We start from the raw sequence: 21167 nt of genomic DNA on the forward strand, positions 1-21167 counted from the left end.
CTGGTGAAGATCGTGTAGTGAGCATACGACCGTCCGTGGAAACCGGAGACTCCCTGGCGGCAGGCGCCCCCTCGGCGGGAGGCGGGGCCTCGGCAGAGGCGGCCGCCGCCCCGCGCGCGGGGCGCCGTGCCGCGCACCGCCGCGCGTCGCCGGGGCGCGCCGTGGCCGTGCTCGTGCTCGTGGCCGTCGCCGCGGTGGTGCCGCTGCTTGGCCCCGCGGCCGTGCTCGACGGTACCGGCGAGGCCGAGGCGCCCGGCACGCAGGGCATCACGTTTCTGCGGACGGTCCTGTTCGCCGCGCTGTGCGTGCAGCTCGGCGAGGTGTTCATCCGCCGGGTCGCTCGCCGGGTGCCCGGGGCGCCGGTGGCGTCTGCGCCGCCCTTGTGGGGGTGGTGGGCCGCGGCCGCGGGCTTCGTCGCGGCGCTGGGGCTCGCGTCGGTCGTGGCCAGCGGCAATCTGGTGCCGCAGCAGCCGTCGGACCTGGACCTCGGCGGTCTGTACGCGTCGCGGGACGGCCGCCTCGCGCTCCTGGAGGTCAACGCGTTCCTCGTGGCCGCGCTGTGCGCGCGCACGCGCCGCCCCGACAGCGCGGTCCTGCCGCTGGCGGCGGTGGTCGTCGCGGAGGCGCTGCGCGCCCACCCGCCCGCGGAGGACGCCGCCCTGGCGGGGTCCGGCCTGACCCTCGTCCATCTGACGTGCGCGGCCCTGTGGGCGGGTGGCCTGCTGTACGCGCTGCGGATCCTGTGGCGCTGGCGAACGTCCGCCCCGGAGGCGGCCGTTGCCGTACTGGGCCTCTACGCGCGCGTGGCGGCCGTCCTGTTCGCCGCGATCACCGCGACCGGGATCGTCAGCACGCTGCGCCGCATGCCGCCGGACACGGTGGCCGACCAGCTGACCACGACCGCGTACGGCCGCACGGTGCTGGCCAAGCTGCTGCTCGTGGCCGTCGTCGCCGTCCTCGCGCTGCTCGCCCGGCGCCGTCTGAAGCGGTGTTCCGGCCGCGACCGGATCGCGGCCTACGCGCCCGCGCGCGCCGAGGTGTTCGTGCTCGGCGCCGTGGTCGCCGTGTCGGCGCTGCTCACCGCCGTGCCGCTGCCGATCCGCTGGTGAGGACGCCACGGACCAGGAGGGCCTGGGCCGCCAGATAGGTGAGCATGATCCAGAAGTCGGGGCGCGGGGCCTGCGGCCAGTCGGCCACGTCGGTCGCGATGAGCGTGTCCGAGAGCAGGAACAGCGCGCCGCCCGCGGCCGCCGTGGGCCCCAGGGTGGTGGCACCGCCCGCCATCGCCGTGAGCAGCAGGCTGTAGCCCGCGACCGGGACGCGCATCTCGGGCGGCAGGTCGGGCCAGAGCAGCGCCACGGTGACGCCGAGCGCCGCGCCGTACACGAGGACCAGGCCCGCGCCCCGGGCCCTGGGGTGGGCGGTCCCCTGTCGCCGGAACAGGGCGAGGTAGCAGACGTGGCCCGCCGCGAAGGACGCCATTCCGGCGAGGAAGGCGGGGTCGGCGTCCGCCAGGAGGAGGGTGTCGCCGCCCCAGCCGAGGAGCAGCGCGGCCACCAGGAGGCGGGGGCCGTTGCTCAGCACGACGTAGAGCGCGAGCGCCGGCATGAGGAGGGGCTTCAGGAGGGTGTGGGCGAGGTCCGATCCGGCGGCCACGCCCGCCAGGTCACCGAGCGCGAGCAGGGCGAAGGCGGCCAGGCCCCAGGGGGCCCGGCCCTGGTCTCCGGCGCGGGGCGCCGCGGGCTGTGCCCACCCGTTCCGCCCTGCGGAACGATGCCCCACAGCAGGCGTCATGCCGCGCGCTCCGGAGTCTTCTGCCGCCGCGCGGCGGCCGTCGGCTCGGGCGGAGGTGTCGGCTGCCAGCCCGGGCCCCGGAAGACGTGGCCCGCTCGGGCGCGCCAACTGGTCGCCCTCCTCACGTCCCTGGCGATGGCCGCGTACTCGTGGGTGGCCACGCGCAGGGGGTTGTACGTGGAGATGTCCTTGGTCAGGCCGTAGACGGGGCGGTCCGTCTCCGGGACCCAGGAGCGGAAGATCCGGTCCCAGACGATGAGGATGCCGCCGAAGTTGCGGTCCAGGTAACCGCCCTGGGACGCGTGGTGCACGCGGTGGTGCGAGGGCGTGTTGAAGACGTACTCGACGGGCCGCGGCAGCTTGCCGATGCGTTCGGTGTGGACCCAGAACTGGTAGACCAGGTTGGCCGACGAGCAGAAGGCGACAGCCGCCGGGTGCACGCCGCACAGGATCATCGGCACGTAGAACGGCCACACGGTGAGGGACGTCCACGGCTGGCGCAGCGCGGTCGTCAGGTTGAACTTGCGGCTGGAGTGGTGCACCACGTGGCAGGCCCACAGGACGCGGACGACGTGGTGCCCCCGGTGGGACCAGTAGTAGAAGAAGTCCTGGGCGAGCAGCATCAGCGGCACCGTCCACCACAGAACGGGCACGCGCAGCGGCGTCAGGGAGTAGAGCGCCGAGTAGACCGCGACGATCGGGATCTTCCACAGCAGGTCGAAGACGAGGCTGCCGAGCCCCATGGTGACGCTGGTGGCCGCGTCCTTCGTCTCGTACCCGGCGGCGTCCTCGTCGGGATGCACGCGGACGCTCACCATCTCGACGACGGTGAGCAGCACGAAGGCCGGGATCGACCAGAGCACCACATCGGGCAGGTTCGGGGACGACATGTCTGCACCGTAGGCGGGCTCCGGCCCGCTGCCTAGAGGTTGTTACCGACAAGTATTACCGTCGGTACGCCCTTGGTTCTTGGCGATCTCCGCCCTTGCCCCTCAGACTCCGGCCGCTCCCAGGAGCGCGCCCGCCGCGTAGGTCACCGCCATCGCCAGGGCCCCGCCCAGCACGTTCCTGAGCAGCGCGGGGCGCACCCGGGCCGCGCCCAGGCGGGCGCTCGCCAGGCCCGTGAGGGCGAGGGCCGCGAGCACCGAGACGACGGTGACGGGCAGGCGCCAGGAGGCGGGCGGCAGGACGATCGCGAGGAGCGGGAGCAGGGCTCCGACGGTGAAGGCGACGAAACTCGCCCACGCGGCGTGCCAGGGGTTGGCGAGCTCGTCGGGGTCGATGCCGAGCTCCACGCGCGCGTGGGCGCGCAGCGCGTCCCGTTCGGTGAGCTGCTCCGCGGCCTCGCGGGCCACGTCGCGGCTGAGCCCGCGCCCGGCCAGGAGGTCGGTCAGCTCCGCCAGTTCTGCCTCCGGCTGCTCGCGCAGCTCGCGCTTCTCCTGGGCCAGGGCGGCCTTCTCCGAGTCGCGCTGCGTGGACACCGACACGTACTCGCCCGCCGCCATGGACATGGAGCCCGCGAGCAGGCCCGCGAGGCCCGCCGTCAGGAGGGTGCCGCGGTCGTCGGTGGCCCCGGCGACGCCGACGACGAGGCCCGCGGTGGAGACCACGCCGTCGTTGGCGCCGAGCACGGCGGCCCGCAGCCAGTTGAGGCGGGACCCCAGGGCGCCGCCGTGCGCTTCCTCATGCGTGGCTTCCGTCACGGGGTGAGCATGGCACCGCCCGCGTCACCAGACGCGGACCGACCCTCCCGGGGCGAACACCGGGCTCGTGGCGTCGGCCGGGGGCTCCTTGAGGGGTTCGGCGAGCTCCTCGGCCGTGGGGCCGACCTCGGCCGCGAGGGCGCCGAGGCGCTCCAGGTCGAAGCCGTACACGCGCGCGGCGTTGCCGCCGACCATGGCGGCGACCTCCGCGTGCGGCAGGCCCGCGTAGGCGGCGCGCAGGCCCTCCCGGGAGTACGGGTACGTCCCCTCGTCGTGGGGGTAGTCGCTGCCCCACATGATCTTGTCCAGGCCGATGCGCTCCCGCAGCGCCGCCTCGTGCGGGCGCATGAAGCTCGCGCCCACGAAGCAGTTCTCCCGCCAGACCTGCGAGGGGCCCTCGCCCATCTGCTCCGCGAGCCCGGCCCCGAACTTGGACTCGGCGGTGTCCGCCCGCGTCGCCGCCGCGACGAGCCGCCCGTGGTAGTAGTCCAGCATCTCCAGGACGCCGGGGATCCAGCCGGAGCCCTGCTCGGTGAGGACGAGGCGGAGCCCGGGGTGGCGGCGGAAGGCGCCGCCGAACATCAGGTGCCACAGGGCCCGGTGCGAGAACCACGTCGTCTCGACCATGAAGACCGCGCGCGCCGCGGGCTCCTCGCCGAGCGGCGGCGACGCCGAGCCCGCGTGGTGGTTGACCGGCACCCCGAGCTCGGCGCAGACCGCCCAGATCGGGTCGTACGCGCGCGCGTGCAGCTCGGGCAGGCCCGAGCCCGGCGGGGTGCCGGGAAGCAGCAGACCGCCGGTGAGCCCCGACGCGACGGCCCGCCGGATCTCCCGCACGGCTTCGTCGACGTCGTTGAGCAGGATCTGGAAGACGCCCGCGCGGCGGCCCGGCGCGGCCGCGCAGAAGTCGGCGAGCCAGCGGTTGTGGGCGCGCAGGCCCGCCCAGCGCAGCGCGTACTCCTCGCGCGTCGGGGCGGGTGCCATGAGGGACGCCGACGGGAAGAACGGCGGGATGGTGTTGGGGAAGACGACCTCGGCGACGATGCCGTCCCGCGCCAGCTCCGCGAGGCGGCGCTCGGAGTTCCAGTTGCGGTCGGCGGTGTCGGCGAGGAGGTCCTCGTGCGGATTGACGTACGTGGCCGCCCAGGCGTCGAAGGCGTCGTGGTGGCGGGACTCCAGATACGGCCTGTAGTCGAGGAGGTCCGCGCCCGCGTGGCAGTCGGCGGAGATGACGGTGTGGCGCTCGGTCATCGGTTCACCCCAAGGGTCGGGAAGTCGTGGCCGGTCAGCCAGTGGCGGCCGACCTCGCGCGAGCGCGCCCAGGAGGCGGTGACGGCGTCCTGGTCGGGGTCCTGGCCGAGTTCGGCGGGCGTCGGCCCGATGCGGCGGGCCAGCGGGGCGAGCCGCGCGGTGTCGAAGCCGAACACCTCGGCGGCGGCGAGGCCCAGCATGCGCCGGGTCTCCGCCACCGGGATGTCGTGGAAGGTGTCGCGCAGCCACGCGCGCGTGTCGGGCCAGGTGCCCTCGGGGTGCGGGAAGTCGCTGCCCCACAGGATGTTGTCGACGCCGATCTCGTAGCGCTGGGCGAGCTCGCGGCGCTTGGTGTTGGTGGCGCAGACGAACACCTGCCGGTCCAGATACGCGTGCGGCGGGCGCGTCAGCTCGGCGAAGGGCGACAGCTTCTTGCCGCCGTGCGCGCCCAGGTAGAGGCGGTCCATGAACCACAGGAGGTTCGGCAGCCACCAGCAGCCGGACTCCGCGACGCCGAACCGCAGCCCCGGGTGGCGCTCGAACACCCCGGACCACAGCAGGAACCACAGGGGCCGCGCGGGCCACCACGTCACCTCGGAGACGTAGACGCCGAGGTGGTCGCCGTACTCGTGCCGCGGCGTGGCCCCGGAGTGGGTCATCACCGGCATCGCGCACGCGGCCGCCGCGGCCCACACGGGGTCGTAGCGGCGGTCGTGGTAGGGCGCCTTGTCGACCCACATGGAGGGGATCATCAGCGCGCCGAGCCCCGACTCCCTGGCCCGGTGGATCTCGGCCACCACCCGGCCGGGGTCCGCCGTGACGGGCAGCAGGGCCACGCCGCAGTGCCGTTCGGGGTGCTCGGACACGAAGTCGGCGAGCCAGCGGTTGTGCGCCTGCGCGCCCGCCATGCCGAGGTCGGGGTCCTGGTCCCCGGAGAGGCCGAGGCCGACCCCGAAGGGCGCCGCGGTCCGGCTGTCGACGGCGTCGGCGTCCGGGAAGACGACCTCGGCGGCCACGCCGTCGCCGTCCAGCTCCTTGATCCGCTGCCCGGCGTCCCAGCCGCCCCTCAGTCCCTCTTCGTTGTCGCTGAACCACTTCGCGGCGAAGGCCTCGTTGCGGATCCCCAGACGGGTCATCTCCTCGCGGCGCCGCTCGCGCCCGGCGAGGAACGCGTCGAAGTCCCGGTGGTACCGGGCCTCCAGATAGGGCCGGTACTCCTCGGTGGGAAGGCCCGCGTGGCAGTCCGAGGAGATGACCAGGTACGGGTCGGGGGCGTCAGGAGTCTCGGGGGTCGCGCGGGTTCCGCGCGCAGCATCCGCTCCATCCGTCTTGCGCGCCTTGCCCGCCTTGCGCGTCTCGTGCGTCTCGTGCGTCTCGTGCGTCTTGCCTGTCCTACGCGTCTCGTGCGTCTCGTGCGTCTCGTGCGGGTCCGTCATCGGGACTCCTCAGTCGAGGATGAACTTCTCCAGGTAGTCCGGCGCGGAGCGCTCCAGCATGGACCGCGCCCGCGCCCTGATCTGCCGGTCGCTGTGCTCGCTCGCGGGCAGCAGCCAGAAGCGGTCCGCCGCGATGCCCTCGGCCACCAGGTCCGCGACCTCCTCGACCGGGGTGAAGACGACCTCCTGCCCGGCCTCGCGCATGGCGGCCTCCCACTGGCCGAGGGTGCGGTACGGGGCCTTGCGGGGGCGCTGCTTGGCGTACCGCTCGGGCCGGTTGCGGTGCGACTCCCACAGGCCGGTGCGGAGCATGTGGGGCCCGGGGAAGAGCACGGACGCGCCCACGCGCGCGTGCTCCGCCCGCAGATGCGCGTACAGGGACTCCGTCATGGTGACGACGGCGGCCTTCGTGACCGCGTACACCGAGGCCGTCGGCAGCGGTGCGATGCCGCCGTCCCCGGAGGACGTGTTGACGACGTGCCCCGGCTCTCCCCCGGCGATCATGCGGGGCACGAACGCCTGGATGCCGTGGAAGACCCCCCACACGTTGACTTCGAAGGCCCACTTCCAGTCGTTCGGCTCGTGCTCCCACATGCGGCCCTCCGCGCCCGAGCCGACCCCGGCGTTGTTGCACAGGACGTGCACCGCGCCGAACCGTTCGTACGCGTCCTCGGCGAGCGCGTGGACCTGCTCGCGCACGCCGACGTCGACCACGCGCGCGTGGACCGTCGCCCCCTCCGCGCGCAGTGCGTCCGCCGCCTTGTGGAGGGCGCCCTCCTCGACATCGGCGAGCACCACCGTCAGGCCCCGCGCCGCGAACCCGCGCGCGAGCGCGAGCCCGATGCCGCCGGCCGCGCCGGTGACGACGGCCACCTGTCCCGTCGCGAGCTCCATCAGGCACTGCCCTCCGGAGGTCCGTCGAGCACCTGCCGGGCGTCGTCGTAGCGCTGGTGGACGTAGGGCAGGAGGGCCTCGGGGCTGACCCGCTCGACGACGGTGCCCCGCTGGTCGCTGGTCTTCTCGCCGATGGTGATCTCCACCAGGCGGCGCACGGGCAGGTCGGCCACCGGGTCGTACATCGACTCGCGCAGGACCACGTCCCCGGTGATCCGCTCCAGCTTGCGGACCTTCTCGTTCCGGACGCAGTGGACCAGGACGGGGTCCGCGTCGAAGCCCGAGCCGTCCACCGCGGGCAGGAACTTGAAGTAGAAGTCGGTCTTGCGCGTGGGCTCCGGCAGCGGCAGGGGGCCGCTGACGCCGCCGCGCACCTCGACGAACGCGATGCCGTGCCGGGCGAGCGCCGCGCGGACGACGAGGCCGTCGCGCTCGACCGTGACCTCGCCGAGCTTCTTCGGCTCGCCGAAGACCTCGCGGCCGCCGGTCAGGGCCCGCTCGTGGGTCATCGGCATCACCAGGGGGTACCAGCCCGCCACCGCGCCGTGCTCGGCGGCGACGGCGACCGAGCCCGCGCCCAGGGGGTAGCCGGGCAGCTCGACCTTGCTGATGTTCACGCGCACCAAGGGGCGCGCGGCGGGCTTCAGGGGCGGCGGCAGGACCGCCGCGACCACGTCCGGGTCGCTCTCCCAGAGGGCGACCACGCCGGTGGACCAGATCTCCGGGAGCCGCGCGTTCGCTGTCCGTGCCGCGGCCAGCTCCGCCTCGGTGCGCGCGCCGTAGCGTACGCGTGCCATGTCGTACCGCCCTTCGTTGACGAACCGTCAGGTGTCTGCGACGTCTTGCGGGAGGTTCTGTAACACAGTTACAACAGAGCCCGTGAAGGGTAAAGAGACGCGGACCCACCTCGACCGGGAACAGGTCCTGGACGCCGCGGCGGGCCTCGTCAAGCAGCACGGCCCGCGCGCCCTGACCATGCGCAAGCTCGCCGCCGAGCTGGGCACGGCCGTGACCTCCATCTACTGGCACGTCGGCAACCGCGAGTCGCTCCTGGACGCCCTCGTCGAGCGCACCCTCGCCGACCTGGGCGAGATCCGGCCGCGGGGCCGCACCCCGGCCCAGCGCGTGGTCTCCGTGGCGCGCGCCCTGCGCCACCAGCTGCGCGACCACCCCCATCTGGTCGCGATGGTCCACGAACGCGGCCTGACCGACCTCATGTTCCTGCCCGCCCAACGGGTCCTGGTGCGCGAGCTGCACGCGGCGGGGCTGCGCGGCGCCCGCGCGGCCGACGCCGTGCGGGCGCTCCAGGTCCACGTCGTCGGCCACGTCCTGGTGGAGCGCAACCGCGAGCGCGCGCCCGTCCGGCGCCCCGGCGAGCACCGGCTCTGGGACGCGGCCACCGCGGACGCCGACCCCGCGCTCGCCCGTGCCCTCGCGCGCCCCCTCGACGCGGAGCGGCTCTTCACCCTTTCGGTGCGGGCCCTGGTGAGGGGTCTGCTCGGCCCGGCGCCGTGACGCGGAGGGCCGGGCGCGAGGGGGAGGCCGGTGGCCCACGGGCGTGACTGTCAGTCGTGGCCCGTATCCTCAGGGACCATGCTCGAAGACCGCACGCTCGCCGCGTCCGCAGACTCCTGGCCGACCGCCTACCCGTCGGGGTACGCGGTCGTCGACGTGGAGACCACAGGGCTGTCCAAGGACGACCGGATCATCTCCGCCGCGGTCTACCGTCTCGACGCCCGCGGCGAGGTCGAGGACCACTGGTACACGCTGGTGAACCCGCAGCGCGACCCGGGCCCGGTGTGGATCCACGGCCTGACGAGCGACCAGCTCGCCGACGCCCCGCTCTTCGCGGACATCGCCGAGGAGTTCGGCGAGCGCCTGCGCGACCGCGTCCTCGTCGCGCACAACGCGGTCTTCGACTGGTCCATGATCGCCAGGGAGTACGCGCGCGCGGAGCGCACCGCGCCGGTCCGCCAGCGCCTGTGCACCATCGCGCTCTCCAAGGAGCTCCGCCTGCCGCTGCCCAACCACAAGCTGGAGTCGCTCGCCGCGCACTTCGGCGTGGTCCAGCGGCACGCGCACCACGCCCTGGACGACGCGCGCGTCCTCGCCGAGGCGTTCCGCCCGAGCCTGCGCGCGGCGGCGAGCGACGGCGTGCGGCTGCCCCTCCTGGAGTGCCGCCCGCTGACCGAGTGGACCGACGGCGCGGCCCGCATCGGCCGCCAGGCCACCGGCTCCCCGGCCTCCGAGTCCGCGTACCGCGCGCAGAGTTGGCGCGCCTCCCGCAAGCGCCCGGCCTGCCCCTACCCCAACCCGGGGCGGTACGAGCCGGGCGAGCCCCTCAAGCAGGGCATGCGCGTCGCCTTCTCCGGCGACACCTCCGTGGACCGCGAGCTCCTGGAGGACCGCGCCTTCGACGCGGGCCTGCACATCGCGACGAGCGTGTCCCGGCTCACGAGCCTGCTCGTCACGAACGACCCGGACTCGGGCACGTCCAAGACGACGAAGGCCCGGTCGTTCGGCACCCCGGTCATCGACGAGGCGGCCTTCGGCCAGCTCCTCCAGGACGTGGCCCCGGCCGACGGCGCGGCGGCGGGCGGCGCCCGCGCCGCGAAGCCCCCGGCGTCAGACGGGTGATTGCCGGGCGACTCGCCCGCCCGCCGCTCGCCCCGCACCGCCGCCGGGTCCCACCCTGTGGCGCATGGCACGTTGCGAGGTCTGCGGAAACGACTACGGCATGTCCTTCGAGGTCCACGCCCAGGGCGCGGTCCACGTCTTCGACTGCTTCTCCTGCGCCATCCACCGCATGGCGCCGATCTGCGAGCACTGCCGGTGCCGCATCATCGGCCAGGGCGTCGAGGCCGACGGGCACTGGTACTGCGGGGCGCACTGCTCGCGCGCGGAGGGGCGGGTGGGCATCGTCGACAAGGTGTGACGGCGGACGCCGCGGTGTGACAGCGGATACGCCGTGCCGTGACAGCGGACGCCGTGCCGTGACGGCGGACGCCGTGCCGTGACGGCGGACGTCGCGGTGTGACGGCGGACGTCGCGGTGTGACGGCGGACGTCGCGGTGTGACGGCGGACGTCGCGGTGTGACGGCGGACGTCGCGGTGTGACGGCGGACGTCGCGGTGTGACGGCGGACGTCGCGGTGTGACGGCGGACATACGAGAAACCCCTGGAGCCCCCGACGGGACCCTCCCGTCGGGGGCTCCGTCGCGCACAGGTACCGTCAGAGGCGTGTACCGCTTCCTGTTGTCCCGCCAGTGGGTGATCCTCACTCTCATCGGCCTCGTCCTCATCCCCGTGATGATCGAGCTGGGCTTCTGGCAGCTGCACCGGCACGAGGCGCGCGTGGCGCGCAACGACAAGATCGCCCGGGTCATCGACGCCGAGCCGGTGCCCGCCGAGCGGCTGACCGCGCCCGGCCGCGAGGTGCGGGACTCCGACGTCTACCGCCGGGTCACGGCCGAGGGGACGTACGACCCGAAGCACGAGGTCGTCGTCAGGCGCCGCACCAACTCCGACGACGAGGTCGGCTACCACGTCCTGACCCCGTTCGTCCTGCGCGACGGCAAGGTGCTCCTCGTGAACCGCGGCTGGATCCGCGCCGACGGCCCGCAGACCGCCTTCCCCAAGATCCCCGCCCCGCCCGCGGGCCGGCTCACCGTCACCGGCCGTCTGATGGCCGACGAGACGTCGGCGGCCAGCGGCATCAAGGACGTCCGCGGCCTGCCCGACCGCCAGATCATGCTGATCAGCAGCGGCCAGCAGGCCCACGCCCTGGGCAAGCCGGTCCTCGGCGGCTACATCGCGCAGACCGCGCCGGAGAACCCCGGCGACTCCCCGCAGCTCATCTCCGCCCCCGACCACAGCAGCATCGGCGCCCACATGGCGTACGCGGTCCAGTGGTGGCTGTTCGCCGCGGGAGTGCCGGCCGGGTGGATCGTCCTGGTGCGCCGGGAGGTGCGGGACCGCCGCGAGGCAGCCGCGGCACAGGCGGCGCCCGAGGCCGCCGCGGCCGCCGCCTGACGCACCCTCCGGACAGGTGCGACGGCGCGTCAGCCCTCCCGGACAGGCCCTAGTCCCCGCACATCTCCCAGGGGTCGGGGGTGCCGTGCGAGAGGACCAGGCCGTACGACTCCACGAGCTCGCAGTCGTTCTGCTGGGTCCACTGGTAGGCCAGGACGGACCAGACCGCGACCACGATCACCGCCACCACCCCCGGCACGCTCCAGCGGGACCCGCCCCCGGGCCCGCGGCCGCCGCCCGGGGGCGGGCCCTGCGGCGGCTCCTTGGGAGGCTCCCAGCCCGGCCCGTCGTAGCCGGGCGGGCGCCATCCGCCCTCGTTGTTCGGCATGCTCACGAGTATCCCGAAGGAGTGCCTCCCGCGTCCGGTGCTCGGACGAAACCGCGAGGGCCAACCGCGCGCGGCCGGGCCCCGCTTGCCCCCGCCGCCGCGGACCGGATTGGCGCGTCGGCGAACCGGGAAGCCGTCCCCCGTGCAGCGACCCATCGAGGACTACGCCCTCATCGGCGACCACCAGACCGCCGCCCTGGTGGCGCGGACCGGCTCCATCGACTGGCTGTGCCTGCCCCGCTTCGACTCCGCGGCCTGCTTCGCCGCGCTGCTCGGCGAGGACGAGCACGGCCACTGGCGCATCGCTCCGCAGGGCGCCGACCTCTGCGCGCGCCGCGCCTACCGGCCCGACTCGCTCGTCCTCGACACCGAGTGGGACACCCCGGACGGCACGGTCCGCGTCACCGACTTCATGCCGCAGCGCGACCGCGCCCCCGACCTGGTGCGCGTCGTCGAGGGCGTCGAGGGCGAGGTGACCGTGCGCAGCACGCTGCGCCTCCGCTTCGACTACGGCTCGGTCGTGCCCTGGATGCGCCGCTCCGACGGCCACCGGGTGGCGGTCGCGGGCCCCGACGCGGTGTGGCTGCGCACCGAACCCGACGTCCGCGCCTGGGGCCGCGCGGACGCCACGCACGCCGAGTTCACCGTCCGCGCGGGCGAGCGCGTGACCTTCGTGCTCACCTGGCACCCCTCGCACGAGCCGCGCCCGCCGCTCATCGACGTCGAGCGGGCGCTGCGCGAGAGCGTCGACGACTGGCGGGCGTGGGCGGCGCGCTGCCGCTACGAGGGGCCGCACCGCGACGCCGTCGTCCGCTCCCTGATCACCCTCAAGGCCCTCACGTACGCCCCGACCGGCGGCATCGTCGCCGCGCCCACCACCTCCCTGCCGGAGGAGCTCGGCGGCGTCCGCAACTGGGACTACCGCTACTGCTGGCTGCGCGACTCCACGCTCACGCTCGCCGCGCTGCTCACCGCCGGGTACCGGGAGGAGGCCGAGGCCTGGCGCGACTGGCTGCTGCGCGCGGTCGCGGGCGACCCCGCGGACCTCCAGATCATGTACGGGCTCGGGGGCGAGCGGCGGCTGCCCGAGGCGGACGCCGCGTGGCTGCCGGGGTACGCGGGCTCGGCGCCGGTGCGCCTCGGCAACGCGGCCGTGTGCCAGCGCCAGCTCGACGTGTACGGCGAGGTCGTCGACTCCCTCTGGCTGGCCCGCCACTCGGGCATGGCGACGCGCCCGCACGCCTGGCGCATCCAGCTCGCGCTCATGGAGTTCCTGCGGCAGGTCTGGCGCGAACCGGACGAGGGGCTGTGGGAAGTGCGCGGCCCGCGCCGCCAGTTCGTGCACTCCAAGGTGATGGCCTGGGTCGCCGCCGACCGCACCGTACGCGCGCTGGAGGACCGGCCCGACCTGGAGGGCGACCCGGACCGCTGGCGGCGCCTGCGCGACGAGATCCACGCCGAGGTCTGCGCCCGCGGCTACGACGCGGACCGGGGCACGTTCACCCAGTCGTACGGTTCCCGGGAGCTGGACGCCGCCCTGCTCCTGATCCCGCGCGTGGGCTTCCTGCCGCCCGACGACCCGCGCGTCCTCGGCACCATCGACGCCGTCCGCGAGGACCTCGGCACCCGCGAGGGCTTCGTACGCCGCTACAGCACCGACGGCATCACCGTCGACGGCCTGCCCGGCCACGAGGGCGTCTTCCTGGCCTGCTCGTTCTGGCTCGCCGACGCGCTGCACCTGTCCGGCCGTACGAAGGAGGCCCGCGCCCTCTTCGAGCGGCTCCTGGAGCTGGGCAACGACGTGGGGCTGCTCGCCGAGGAGTACGACGCGGCGGAGCGCCGCCAGTTGGGCAACTTCCCACAGGCGTTCAGCCACGTGGGTCTCGTCACCACCGCCTTCTCCCTGTTCGGCCCCGCCCCCGGCACGGCAGGATAGGACGCATGGATCTTGGCCTGAACAACCGTGTCCACGTCGTCACCGGCGCCACCCGCGGCCTCGGCAACGCCACCGCGCGCGCCCTCGTCGAGGACGGCGCCAAAGTCGTCCTCACCGGCCGCGACGAGAAGACGGCCGCCGCGGCGGCCGCGGAGCTCGGCCCGAACGCGGTCGGCGTCGGCGCGGACAACGCCGACCCCGCGACGCCCGCCCGGCTCATCGCCACCGCCCGCGAGCGCTTCGGCGGCTTCGACGGCATCCTCGTCAGCGTGGGCGGCCCGCCGTTCGCCTTCGCCGCCGACGCCACGGACGAGCTGTGGCAGGCGTCGTTCGAGTCGGTGTTCCTCGGCGCGGTACGGCTCGCGCGGGCCGCGGCGGCGGAGCTCGGCGAGGGCGGCGTCATCGGCTTCGTCCTGTCCTCGTCCGTCTACGAGCCCATCCCCGGCCTGACCATCTCCAACGGCCTGCGCCCCGGGCTCGCCGGATTCGCCAAGTCCCTCGCGGACGAGCTCGGCCCGCGCGGCATCCGGGTCGTCGGGGTGATGCCGGGGCGCATCGACACCGAGCGCGTGCGCGAGCTGGACGGGCTCACCGCCGATCCGGAGGCGGCCCGGCACGCCTCCGAGTCCGGCATTCCGCTGCGGCGGTACGGGGCTCCGGAGGAGTTCGGGCGGGCTGCGGCGTTCCTGCTGTCGCCCGCGGCGTCGTACGTCACCGGCGTGATGCTGCCGGTCGACGGGGGCTCCCGCCACGGCTTCTAGCCGCGGGCTCCGACTGCCGCCCGCCGCTACCGCGGCGGGATCTTCTCCCACCCGCCCACCCGTTACCACCCCGGCGACCTGGCCCGGCCCCGGCCTGGCGGCTTGCCCGCCGTCGTCGGCGATGGCGCTCAGCCGAGACCATCCAGCCCGTCCGGCGATTGAGGACAAGCGCGGTAGCGCGGTGCTTGAACCGGTTCAGCGGGCCGCGCGGCCTAGCTCACGCGTTCCGGGCGGTGTTTGTCCGCTCGGAGCTGGACCGTCGCCGGCAGCCGGGCCAGGCCCGCCGAGTCCCGGGCATGGGCCAGGGCCTCCACGCACAGCCGGTGCAACGCGTCCTCGGGCACGGCGTCGGCCTCCAGGACGAGCCCGACCCGCGCCTCGGGCGCGTTGCGCCGCCCGGTCAGGAGGACCCGCGCCCGCCCCACCCCGTCGAGTCCCGCCGCCTCGCTCTCCAGGGCGCTCTCCATCGCCCGGCCCCGCAGCAGCGCCCCCTCGCCGTCCCCGGTCTCGACCAGGACCTCCGCGAGGCGCCGCCGCCGCAGCTGGGCGGTGAGCCACCACAGCGACAGGAGCACGAGCAGGGCGAGGGCGCCGATGACGGTGGGCCACCACCAGCCGCGCTCGCGCCACCGCGTGCGCTGCGCGGCGCTGAGCAGCACGTCGTGCCGCCCGTCGTGCAGCCACCAGGACGGCGGCGAGGCACCGAGGCCGACGGCGAGGACGGCCCCGCCGAGCGCGACGAGGGCCAGGCCGACGAGGCCGAGCAGCACGCGGTTCACCGTACGCGGCATGGCGCGCTCACCCCTTCTTCCCGGGCCGGGCGACGTGGACGGAGAGCGTGGGCGGGCTGCCGAGCCCGAGGCCCCGGATGCCGTCGGCCAGGGTCCGGTCGAGGTCGCCGCGGACGTCGTCGAGGGCGCGGAAGTGCGACTCGGCCCGCACGTCGACCTTGGTCCGGGTCATGCGGACCCGGACCGACCGCACGCCCGCCACGTCCATGGCCCGGTCGCGCAGCACGGTCGCGGCGGCGGCCCGGTCGAGCCCCGCGCGGACGTCGGCGTGCCCGCGCCGCATCGGCAGGACGGCCCGCAGGCCCGGCGTCGCCGCGAGGAGCAGCAGCCACAGGCCGACGGCCACGGCGCCCGCGGCACCGGCGAGCACGGCCGTGCTGTCCAGCGGCCGCTGCGCCAGCTCGCGCGCGAGGTCGCGCCGCCAGCGCATCGCGGGGTGGTCGGCCCGCACCGCGACGACGTCGTACAGGAGGAGCCCGCAACCGCCGAGGACCAGGAGCGCGAGGAGCGCGGCGGGCACGCGGCGCGCGGACCAGAAGCGGGGGGCCTTGTCCTCGTCGGGGGCGAGGGTGGGGTGCGGTTCGAAGGAGGCCGCGGACGTCCACTGCTCCGGCCCGGCCGCCGGGTCGGCGCCGTCCGGGGTCCGCTCGACGACGGGCACGGGCCGGGTGCCGCCCGGCCCGTGCGCCCGGCCGGTCCCGTCGGGGGCCTGGTGGGTCTCGGGGGCCTCGTGCGGATCGTGGGGCTCGCTCATCGGGTCCTCCCCTGTGCCGCGGCCCGCGCCTGCGCCGAGTGCAGCCGCTCGACCTGGACCGCCACCTCGGGCACTTCCATGCCCGTCAACGCCTTTACCCGCTCGGTGACGTGGCGACGCACGGCCGCGCACTGGCCGCCGATGTCACTGGGGTAGTCCAGCTCCAGGCTGATGCGGACGCGGGCGGCCGCGGCAGCCGGGGCCTCACCGGCGCGCGCGGAGCCACGCGCCCTGGCCAGGACGCTGACCGTGGCGTGCGGCGGCGCGGCGCCTTCGGGCAGCGACCACAGCGCCTCCCGCGCCGCGCGTGCGGCGATCTTCGCGATGACGCGGTCGGCGATCCGGGTCGCGCCGCGCTCGGCGGGCGCGACCTGCCCCACGACCTCCGCCGCCACCGCTCACCGCCGCCGGTCGCCGCGCGTACGGAAGAAGTCGCCGGGCTCCAGGTCCCCTTCGAGGAACCGCCCCGCGACGAAGCCGATGGCGCCCAACGCGGCCACCAGCAGGAAGGCGCCGAACCCGCCGAAGTACCCGGCGAAGCCCAGGGCCATTCCGGCGATCATGCCGATGACGGCCATGCTCATCGTGCGCTCCTTCGCTCCTGCGCGTGTGCTGTTGAGGCTGTTCCCGCGGGTGGCGCCCACGACTCCGACGACGCGGGTGCCGGATGGTGTGCGGGCCGTGCGGTCCGCGCCGTGCGCCGCGCGCGCTACTGCAGCCGGGGCTGTTCGTCGTCCTCGTCGTCGGGCAGCTTTACGTCGCTGACCGCGATGTTCACCTCGACCACTTCGAGGCCGGTCATGCGCTCCACGGCCGCGATGACGTTCTCCCGCACGGCGCGCGCGACATCGGCGATCGACACGCCGTACTCGACGACGACCTCCAGGTCGAGGGCCGTCTGCACCTCGCCGACCTCCGCCTTCACGCCGCGCGTGACGGACTTCGAGCTGCCGGGCACCCGGTCGCGCACGGCCCCGAAGGTCCGGGCGAGGCCGCCGCCCATCGCGTGGACGCCCACGACGTCACGGGCGGCGAGTCCGGCGATCTTCTCCACCACGCCGTCCGCGATGGTGGTGCGCCCCCGGGTCGCCGGATCACCGCCGCCGCGCCGTACCGACCCGCTCCGGCCCCCGGACTCGTCGGGCGAGTCGTGCGCGCTCTTCTCCAGCGTCTGGGGCGTCCTGTGCTCTGAGGTGTCGGTCATCACCGCGGTCCTTTTCGACAGGGGATCTGCTCCTCGCACCACACTAAGCGCGGCCCCGCGCCCGCGCGCCAGGGATGCGGCAGGCTGGAGCGATGACGGGTGACGGATGGGCGGCGGCGGTACGGCGCCAGCTGGGCCTCGGCCGGGTGCTGCCCCTGGGCGGTGCGGGGGACGGCGCGTGGCTGACGGAGGCGGCGGCCACGGCGGTACTGCGCCGGGCGGCCGAGCGGGTGACGGGGGCTCGGCTCACAGCCGTCCGGGTGGCCCCGGCCGGTCCGGAGGCGGCGGGCACCGGGGCTCCGCCGGACGCGTACGGCTGCGCGGTCCCGGCGCCGCCGAGCGCGCTGCCGCCCGGGCCCCTGTGCGTCAGCGGGGAGGTCGCGGCGGGCCCGGCGGAGCCGCTGCCCGCCCTGGTGTCCCGGCTGCGCGCGGCCCTCGCGACGGCCGCGACGGACCGGCTCGGCCTGGTGGTCGCGCGGGTGGACCTGCGGGTCACGGAGCTCTACGACGAGCCGCCGGGGCCGGGCGGGCGGCCGGACCGGGACGGGACGGCGGCGCCCGGTCGCGACGCGGACCCCGAGGACTCCCCCGCTGACGCCGAGGACTCCCCCGAGGGCCGGATCGCCCGGGCCGTGCTCGCCGTGCCGGGGGTGACCCGGCTGACCGGTGTCTTCGGCGGCCTGGAGCGCGCGGTCCACGTACGGGAGCTCACGTCGCCGGACTCCCTGCCGCGCCGCCACGTCCAGGTGGAGCTGGCCGTGGCGGCGGACCGGCGGGTCCTGGACGTGGCCTGCGCGGTGCGGACGGCGGCGGGCGGCGCGCTGCCGGACCAGCCGTCGGTGGCGGTCCTGGTCACGGCGGTCGACGAGCCGGGCCGGGGCGGCAAACAGCCGGACTAGGTCCCCAACGCCCTTACGCGCAGGGGCAGTTGCTCAGTCGCCGAGCCCGGCGAGGTCCCGCAGCCTGCGGGCCTGGGCGGCGCGCTCGGCGGTGCGCTGCTCCTCGTACGAGCGGCCCGCTGCGCCCTGGAGCAGGGCCTTGGTCTCGATGACGGCGTCACGCGGCGCGGCGAGCAGCGCGGCGGCCAGGTCCCGCGCGGTGGCGTCGAGCTGGTCGCCGGGTACGACGATGTTGGCGAGGCCGACGCGCTCGGCCTCGTCCGCGTGCACGAAGCGGCCCGTGGCGCAGATCTCCAGGGCGCGCGCGTAGCCGACGAGGGAGACGAGGGGGTGCGTGCCGGTGAGGTCGGGCACCAGGCCCAGGCTGGTCTCGCGCATGGCGAACTGCACGTCGTCGGCGACGACCCGCAGGTCGCAGGCCAGCGCGAGCTGGAAGCCCGCACCGATGGCATGCCCCTGCACGGCGGCGACGGACACGATGTCGCTGCGCCGCCACCAGGTGAACGCCTCCTGGTACTCGGCGATGGTCGCGTCGAGGACGTCGTCCGCGCCGCGTGCCAGATCGAGGAACGACGGCTCGCCGTCGAAGCCCTCGGGCGTGAACGCCTGCCGGTCGAGCCCGGCGGAGAAGGACTTGCCCTCGCCGCGCAGGACCACGACCCGGACGCTGCCGGGCAGCGCCCGTCCGGCCTCGGCCAACGCCCGCCACAGCGCGGGCGACTGGGCGTTGCGCTTGGCCGGATGGGCGAGGGTCACCGTGGCCACGGCGTCATCGACCGTGAGGCGTACGCCGTCCTTGTCGAGAACCGGTGCCGCCGCGCTCTGTCGGCTGTCGGGCGAAGCCATCAGTGCCTCCGATGGGTGCAGTCGTCAGTCGGGGCGCTGGGGAGCGCCCCTAAGTGACTGCACAGTAACCACCCGGCCGAACGGACGGCCGACCGGGTGGTCACCCTCGGGCCACGAGAGCCGCGGACAGCGGCGGGTGTCAGACGGAGGCGGCCTTCTTGCCTCGCGTCGCACCGCCACGGCCGCGCAACACGACACCCGACTCAGTGAGCATCCGGTGCACAAATCCGTACGAACGGCCGGTCTCTTCGGCCAACGCCCGGATACTCGCACCGGCGTCGTACTTTTTCTTCAGGTCTGCCGCGAGCTTGTCGCGCGCGGCGCCGGTCACCCGGCTGCCCTTCTTCAGAGTCTCGGCCACCCGTGCCTCCTCATGGGAAGTGCGCTCTGGACTTCTCATGATCACCCCTACCGGGCGTCCTGGCCACCCATTCGGCAAGGTCCGTGTGACTTGATTCGCAGTACGGAAGCGGGCCGCCATGAGCGGAATTAACGATTCCGCACGCTTGTCTCCATACCTCCGAATGGGTTCCACGAGGAAGGGGCAGGTCAGGGGCGTGCCGGGAGAACAGGGGCGCACGGGCCGCGCGCGGTGCCGAAATGCGTGTATCGCACATCTCGGTATGAGGACGTCTCACACAGATGATGGATCACGGATCGGCCGAATGATCCATACGGAGTGGATCAGTGATTCGATCACGCCCCCGGGACCACCTGGGGCGGTGCACGTCAAGAGGGCCCTCGCCCGTTGCTCCGGGGAGGGCCCTCGACGGGTCAGGCGAGGGCGACCAGGTCCGCGTAGTCCGCGCCCCACAGGTCCTCGACGCCGTCCGGGAGCAGGATGATCCGCTCCGGCTGGAGCGCCTCGACGGCGCCCTCGTCGTGCGTGACGAGGACGACGGCGCCCTTGTAGGTGCGCAGCGCGCCGAGGATCTCCTCGCGGCTGGCCGGGTCGAGGTTGTTGGTGGGCTCGTCGAGCAGGAGGACGTTCGCGGACGAGACGACCAGGGTTGCGAGCGCGAGGCGGGTCTTCTCACCGCCGGACAGGACGCCGGCGGGCTTGTCGACGTCGTCTCCGGAGAAGAGGAACGAGCCGAGCGTCTTGCGCACCTCGACGAGGTCGAGGTCGGGGGCGGCCGAGCGCATGTTCTCCAGGACCGTGCGGTCGGGGTCCAGGGTCTCGTGCTCCTGGGCGTAGTACCCGAGCTTGAGGCCGTGGCCCTCCCTGACCTCGCCGGTGTCGGGCTTCTCGACACCGCCGAGGAGGCGCAGGAGGGTGGTCTTGCCCGCGCCGTTGAGCCCGAGGATGACGACCCTGGAGCCCTTGTCGATGGCGAGGTCGACGTCCGTGAAGATCTCCAGGGAGCCGTACGACTTCGACAGGCCCTCGGCGGTGAGCGGCGTCTTGCCGCACGGCGAGGGCTCGGGGAAGCGCAGCTTGGCGACCTTGTCGGACTGGCGCACCTCCTCCAGACCGGCGAGGAGCTTGTCGGCGCGGCGCGCCATGTTCTGCGCGGCGACGGTCTTGGTGGCCTTGGCGCGCATCTTGTCGGCCTGCGAGTGCAGGGCCGCGGCCTTCTTCTCGGCGTTCTGCCGCTCGCGCTTGCGGCGCTTCTCGTCGGACTCGCGCTGCTGCTGGTAGAGCTTCCAGCCCATGTTGTAGACGTCGATCGTGGAGCGGTTGGCGTCCAGGTAGAAGACCTTGTTGACGACCGTCTCGACGAGGTCGACGTCGTGGGAGATGACGATGAAGCCGCCGCGGTACGTCTTCAGGTAGTCGCGGAGCCAGACGATCGAGTCGGCGTCCAGGTGGTTCGTCGGCTCGTCGAGGAGCAGGGTGTCCGCGTCCGAGAACAGGATCCGGGCCAGCTCGATGCGGCGGCGCTGACCGCCGGAGAGCGTGTGCAGGGGCTGGCCGAGCACGCGGTCGGGGAGGTTGAGCGCGGCGGCGATGGTGGCGGCCTCGGCCTCGGCGGCGTACCCGCCCTTGGTGAGGAACTCCGTCTCCTGGCGCTCGTACTGCTTCATGGCCTTCTCGCGCGTGGAGCCCTTGCCGTTGGCGATGCGCTCCTCGTTCTCCCGCATCTTGCGCAGGAGGAGGTCGAGGCCGCGGGCGGACAGGACGCGGTCGCGGGCGAGCACGTCGAGGTCGCCGGTGCGGGGGTCCTGCGGGAGGTAGCCCACCTCGCCGGAGCGGGTGATGGTGCCCCCGGCCGGGGAGCCCTCACCGGCGAGGCACTTGGTGAGGGTGGTCTTGCCCGCGCCGTTGCGGCCGACGAGACCGACGCGGTCACCCTTGGCGATACGGAACGTCGCGTTCTCGATGAGGATGCGGGCACCGGCACGCAATTCGATACCGGAGGCGGTGATCACGGTCAGACTCCTGGACGGGTAAGGCGGCGGAAGCGGGCGAAAGGTGCAAGGCGACATGCGCGCGCGGGGCGCGCCGCTGAGCCGTCTAATGCAGGAGGAGAATGGCCATGAGGCAATTCTACCGGGGGCGTGCAACCGATTTTCCGCCGCGCCCGGGCGGCCCGG

General features: G+C 74.3%; 24 protein-coding genes. 8 read left to right on the forward strand and 16 right to left on the reverse strand.

Annotation, left to right across the window (positions count from 1 at the left end; genetic code table 11):
- Nucleotides 1-53: 53 nt before the first annotated feature.
- Nucleotides 54-1109, forward strand: a complete 1056-nt coding sequence (locus tag MQV74_RS10730) for a CopD family protein (RefSeq protein WP_374120775.1) — start codon at nt 54-56, stop codon at nt 1107-1109.
- Here the strand turns inward: MQV74_RS10730 and MQV74_RS10735 are convergent.
- From MQV74_RS10735 to MQV74_RS10765, 7 genes are all read right to left on the reverse strand, one after another.
- The gene (locus MQV74_RS10735; protein ID WP_242716261.1) at nt 1078-1794 is read right to left on the reverse strand and encodes a lysoplasmalogenase; all 717 of its coding nucleotides are present in this window, start codon (nt 1792-1794) and stop codon (nt 1078-1080) included. The two genes, MQV74_RS10730 and MQV74_RS10735, sit on opposite strands and share 32 nt — an antisense overlap.
- Nucleotides 1791-2684, reverse strand: coding sequence for a sterol desaturase family protein (locus MQV74_RS10740; protein WP_242716263.1), 894 nt, complete (start codon nt 2682-2684; stop codon nt 1791-1793). The genes MQV74_RS10735 and MQV74_RS10740 overlap by 4 nt, the downstream gene beginning before the upstream one ends.
- Nucleotides 2685-2786: 102 nt before the next feature.
- The gene (locus MQV74_RS10745) at nt 2787-3497 is read right to left on the reverse strand and encodes a VIT1/CCC1 transporter family protein (RefSeq protein WP_242716265.1); all 711 of its coding nucleotides are present in this window, start codon (nt 3495-3497) and stop codon (nt 2787-2789) included.
- 24 nt (nt 3498-3521) lie between these two features.
- Nucleotides 3522-4748, reverse strand: a complete 1227-nt coding sequence (locus MQV74_RS10750) for an amidohydrolase family protein (RefSeq protein WP_242716267.1) — start codon at nt 4746-4748, stop codon at nt 3522-3524.
- Nucleotides 4745-6184, reverse strand: coding sequence for an amidohydrolase family protein (locus tag MQV74_RS10755; protein ID WP_242716269.1), 1440 nt, complete (start codon nt 6182-6184; stop codon nt 4745-4747). Before MQV74_RS10755 ends, MQV74_RS10750 begins: the two co-directional genes overlap by 4 nt.
- A gap of 9 nt (nt 6185-6193) precedes the next feature.
- On the reverse strand, nt 6194-7078 hold the full coding sequence (locus MQV74_RS10760; RefSeq protein WP_242716278.1) for an SDR family NAD(P)-dependent oxidoreductase: 885 nt from the start codon (nt 7076-7078) through the stop codon (nt 6194-6196).
- The gene (locus MQV74_RS10765; RefSeq protein ID WP_242716280.1) at nt 7078-7875 is read right to left on the reverse strand and encodes an acetoacetate decarboxylase family protein; all 798 of its coding nucleotides are present in this window, start codon (nt 7873-7875) and stop codon (nt 7078-7080) included. Before MQV74_RS10765 ends, MQV74_RS10760 begins: the two co-directional genes overlap by 1 nt.
- A gap of 82 nt (nt 7876-7957) precedes the next feature.
- On the opposite strand from MQV74_RS10765, the gene MQV74_RS10770 reads away from it, so the two are divergent.
- The 4 genes from MQV74_RS10770 (at nt 7958) to MQV74_RS10785 (ending at nt 11110) form a co-directional block, all read left to right on the forward strand.
- Nucleotides 7958-8593: a TetR/AcrR family transcriptional regulator gene (locus MQV74_RS10770; protein WP_242716282.1), complete on the forward strand. Its 636-nt coding sequence runs from the start codon at nt 7958-7960 to the stop codon at nt 8591-8593.
- Between the two features lie 78 nt (nt 8594-8671).
- Nucleotides 8672-9715, forward strand: a complete 1044-nt coding sequence (locus MQV74_RS10775) for a DEDDh family exonuclease (RefSeq protein ID WP_242716284.1) — start codon at nt 8672-8674, stop codon at nt 9713-9715.
- Nucleotides 9716-9779: 64 nt separating this feature from the next.
- Complete coding sequence (locus tag MQV74_RS10780; RefSeq protein ID WP_078869160.1) at nt 9780-10013, forward strand: hypothetical protein; 234 nt, start codon at nt 9780-9782, stop codon at nt 10011-10013.
- 305 nt (nt 10014-10318) lie between these two features.
- Nucleotides 10319-11110 (forward strand): SURF1 family cytochrome oxidase biogenesis protein, encoded by a 792-nt coding sequence (locus tag MQV74_RS10785; protein ID WP_242716286.1) that lies wholly within the window; start codon nt 10319-10321, stop codon nt 11108-11110.
- A 49-nt stretch (nt 11111-11159) separates the two neighbouring features.
- On the opposite strand, the gene MQV74_RS10790 is transcribed toward MQV74_RS10785, so the two are convergent.
- On the reverse strand, nt 11160-11438 hold the full coding sequence (locus tag MQV74_RS10790) for a hypothetical protein (RefSeq protein ID WP_242716288.1): 279 nt from the start codon (nt 11436-11438) through the stop codon (nt 11160-11162).
- A gap of 142 nt (nt 11439-11580) precedes the next feature.
- On the opposite strand from MQV74_RS10790, the gene MQV74_RS10795 reads away from it, so the two are divergent.
- Together MQV74_RS10795 and MQV74_RS10800 are read left to right on the forward strand one after the other, a co-directional pair.
- Nucleotides 11581-13374, forward strand: coding sequence for a glycoside hydrolase family 15 protein (locus tag MQV74_RS10795; RefSeq protein ID WP_242716290.1), 1794 nt, complete (start codon nt 11581-11583; stop codon nt 13372-13374).
- A gap of 5 nt (nt 13375-13379) precedes the next feature.
- The gene (locus MQV74_RS10800; RefSeq protein WP_242716292.1) at nt 13380-14135 is read left to right on the forward strand and encodes an SDR family oxidoreductase; all 756 of its coding nucleotides are present in this window, start codon (nt 13380-13382) and stop codon (nt 14133-14135) included.
- A gap of 212 nt (nt 14136-14347) precedes the next feature.
- On the opposite strand, the gene amaP is transcribed toward MQV74_RS10800, so the two are convergent.
- The 5 genes from amaP to MQV74_RS10825 all read right to left on the reverse strand — a co-directional run bounded on the left by amaP (nt 14348) and on the right by MQV74_RS10825 (nt 16884).
- Nucleotides 14348-14926 (reverse strand): alkaline shock response membrane anchor protein AmaP, encoded by a 579-nt coding sequence (gene amaP / locus MQV74_RS10805; RefSeq protein WP_242716294.1) that lies wholly within the window; start codon nt 14924-14926, stop codon nt 14348-14350.
- A 7-nt stretch (nt 14927-14933) separates the two neighbouring features.
- Nucleotides 14934-15680 carry a DUF6286 domain-containing protein gene (locus MQV74_RS10810; RefSeq protein ID WP_242716296.1) on the reverse strand — a complete coding sequence of 249 codons (747 nt, stop codon included), beginning with the start codon at nt 15678-15680 and terminating at the stop codon, nt 14934-14936.
- Nucleotides 15677-16075, reverse strand: coding sequence for an Asp23/Gls24 family envelope stress response protein (locus MQV74_RS10815; RefSeq protein WP_242716304.1), 399 nt, complete (start codon nt 16073-16075; stop codon nt 15677-15679). Before MQV74_RS10815 ends, MQV74_RS10810 begins: the two co-directional genes overlap by 4 nt.
- A gap of 3 nt (nt 16076-16078) precedes the next feature.
- Complete coding sequence (locus MQV74_RS10820) at nt 16079-16264, reverse strand: hypothetical protein (RefSeq protein ID WP_138959002.1); 186 nt, start codon at nt 16262-16264, stop codon at nt 16079-16081.
- Nucleotides 16265-16389: 125 nt separating this feature from the next.
- On the reverse strand, nt 16390-16884 hold the full coding sequence (locus MQV74_RS10825; RefSeq protein ID WP_138959003.1) for an Asp23/Gls24 family envelope stress response protein: 495 nt from the start codon (nt 16882-16884) through the stop codon (nt 16390-16392).
- A gap of 92 nt (nt 16885-16976) precedes the next feature.
- Between MQV74_RS10825 and MQV74_RS10830 the strand changes: the two genes are divergently transcribed.
- Complete coding sequence (locus MQV74_RS10830) at nt 16977-17783, forward strand: nucleopolyhedrovirus P10 family protein (RefSeq protein ID WP_242716306.1); 807 nt, start codon at nt 16977-16979, stop codon at nt 17781-17783.
- Nucleotides 17784-17816: 33 nt separating this feature from the next.
- Here MQV74_RS10830 and MQV74_RS10835 read toward each other — a convergent pair whose 3' ends face one another.
- The 3 genes from MQV74_RS10835 to MQV74_RS10845 form a co-directional block, all read right to left on the reverse strand.
- On the reverse strand, nt 17817-18629 hold the full coding sequence (locus tag MQV74_RS10835; protein WP_242716308.1) for an enoyl-CoA hydratase/isomerase family protein: 813 nt from the start codon (nt 18627-18629) through the stop codon (nt 17817-17819).
- Nucleotides 18630-18768: 139 nt separating this feature from the next.
- Complete coding sequence (locus tag MQV74_RS10840; protein WP_030684175.1) at nt 18769-18990, reverse strand: helix-turn-helix domain-containing protein; 222 nt, start codon at nt 18988-18990, stop codon at nt 18769-18771.
- Nucleotides 18991-19403: 413 nt separating this feature from the next.
- A complete protein-coding gene (locus tag MQV74_RS10845; RefSeq protein ID WP_138959006.1) occupies nt 19404-21002 on the reverse strand; it encodes an ABC-F family ATP-binding cassette domain-containing protein in 1599 nt (532 codons plus the stop codon).
- Between the last annotated feature and the right edge of the window lie 165 nt (nt 21003-21167).

The sequence above is a fragment of the Streptomyces sp. AN091965 genome (genome assembly GCF_022698285.1).
Taxonomy (GTDB): domain Bacteria; phylum Actinomycetota; class Actinomycetes; order Streptomycetales; family Streptomycetaceae; genus Streptomyces.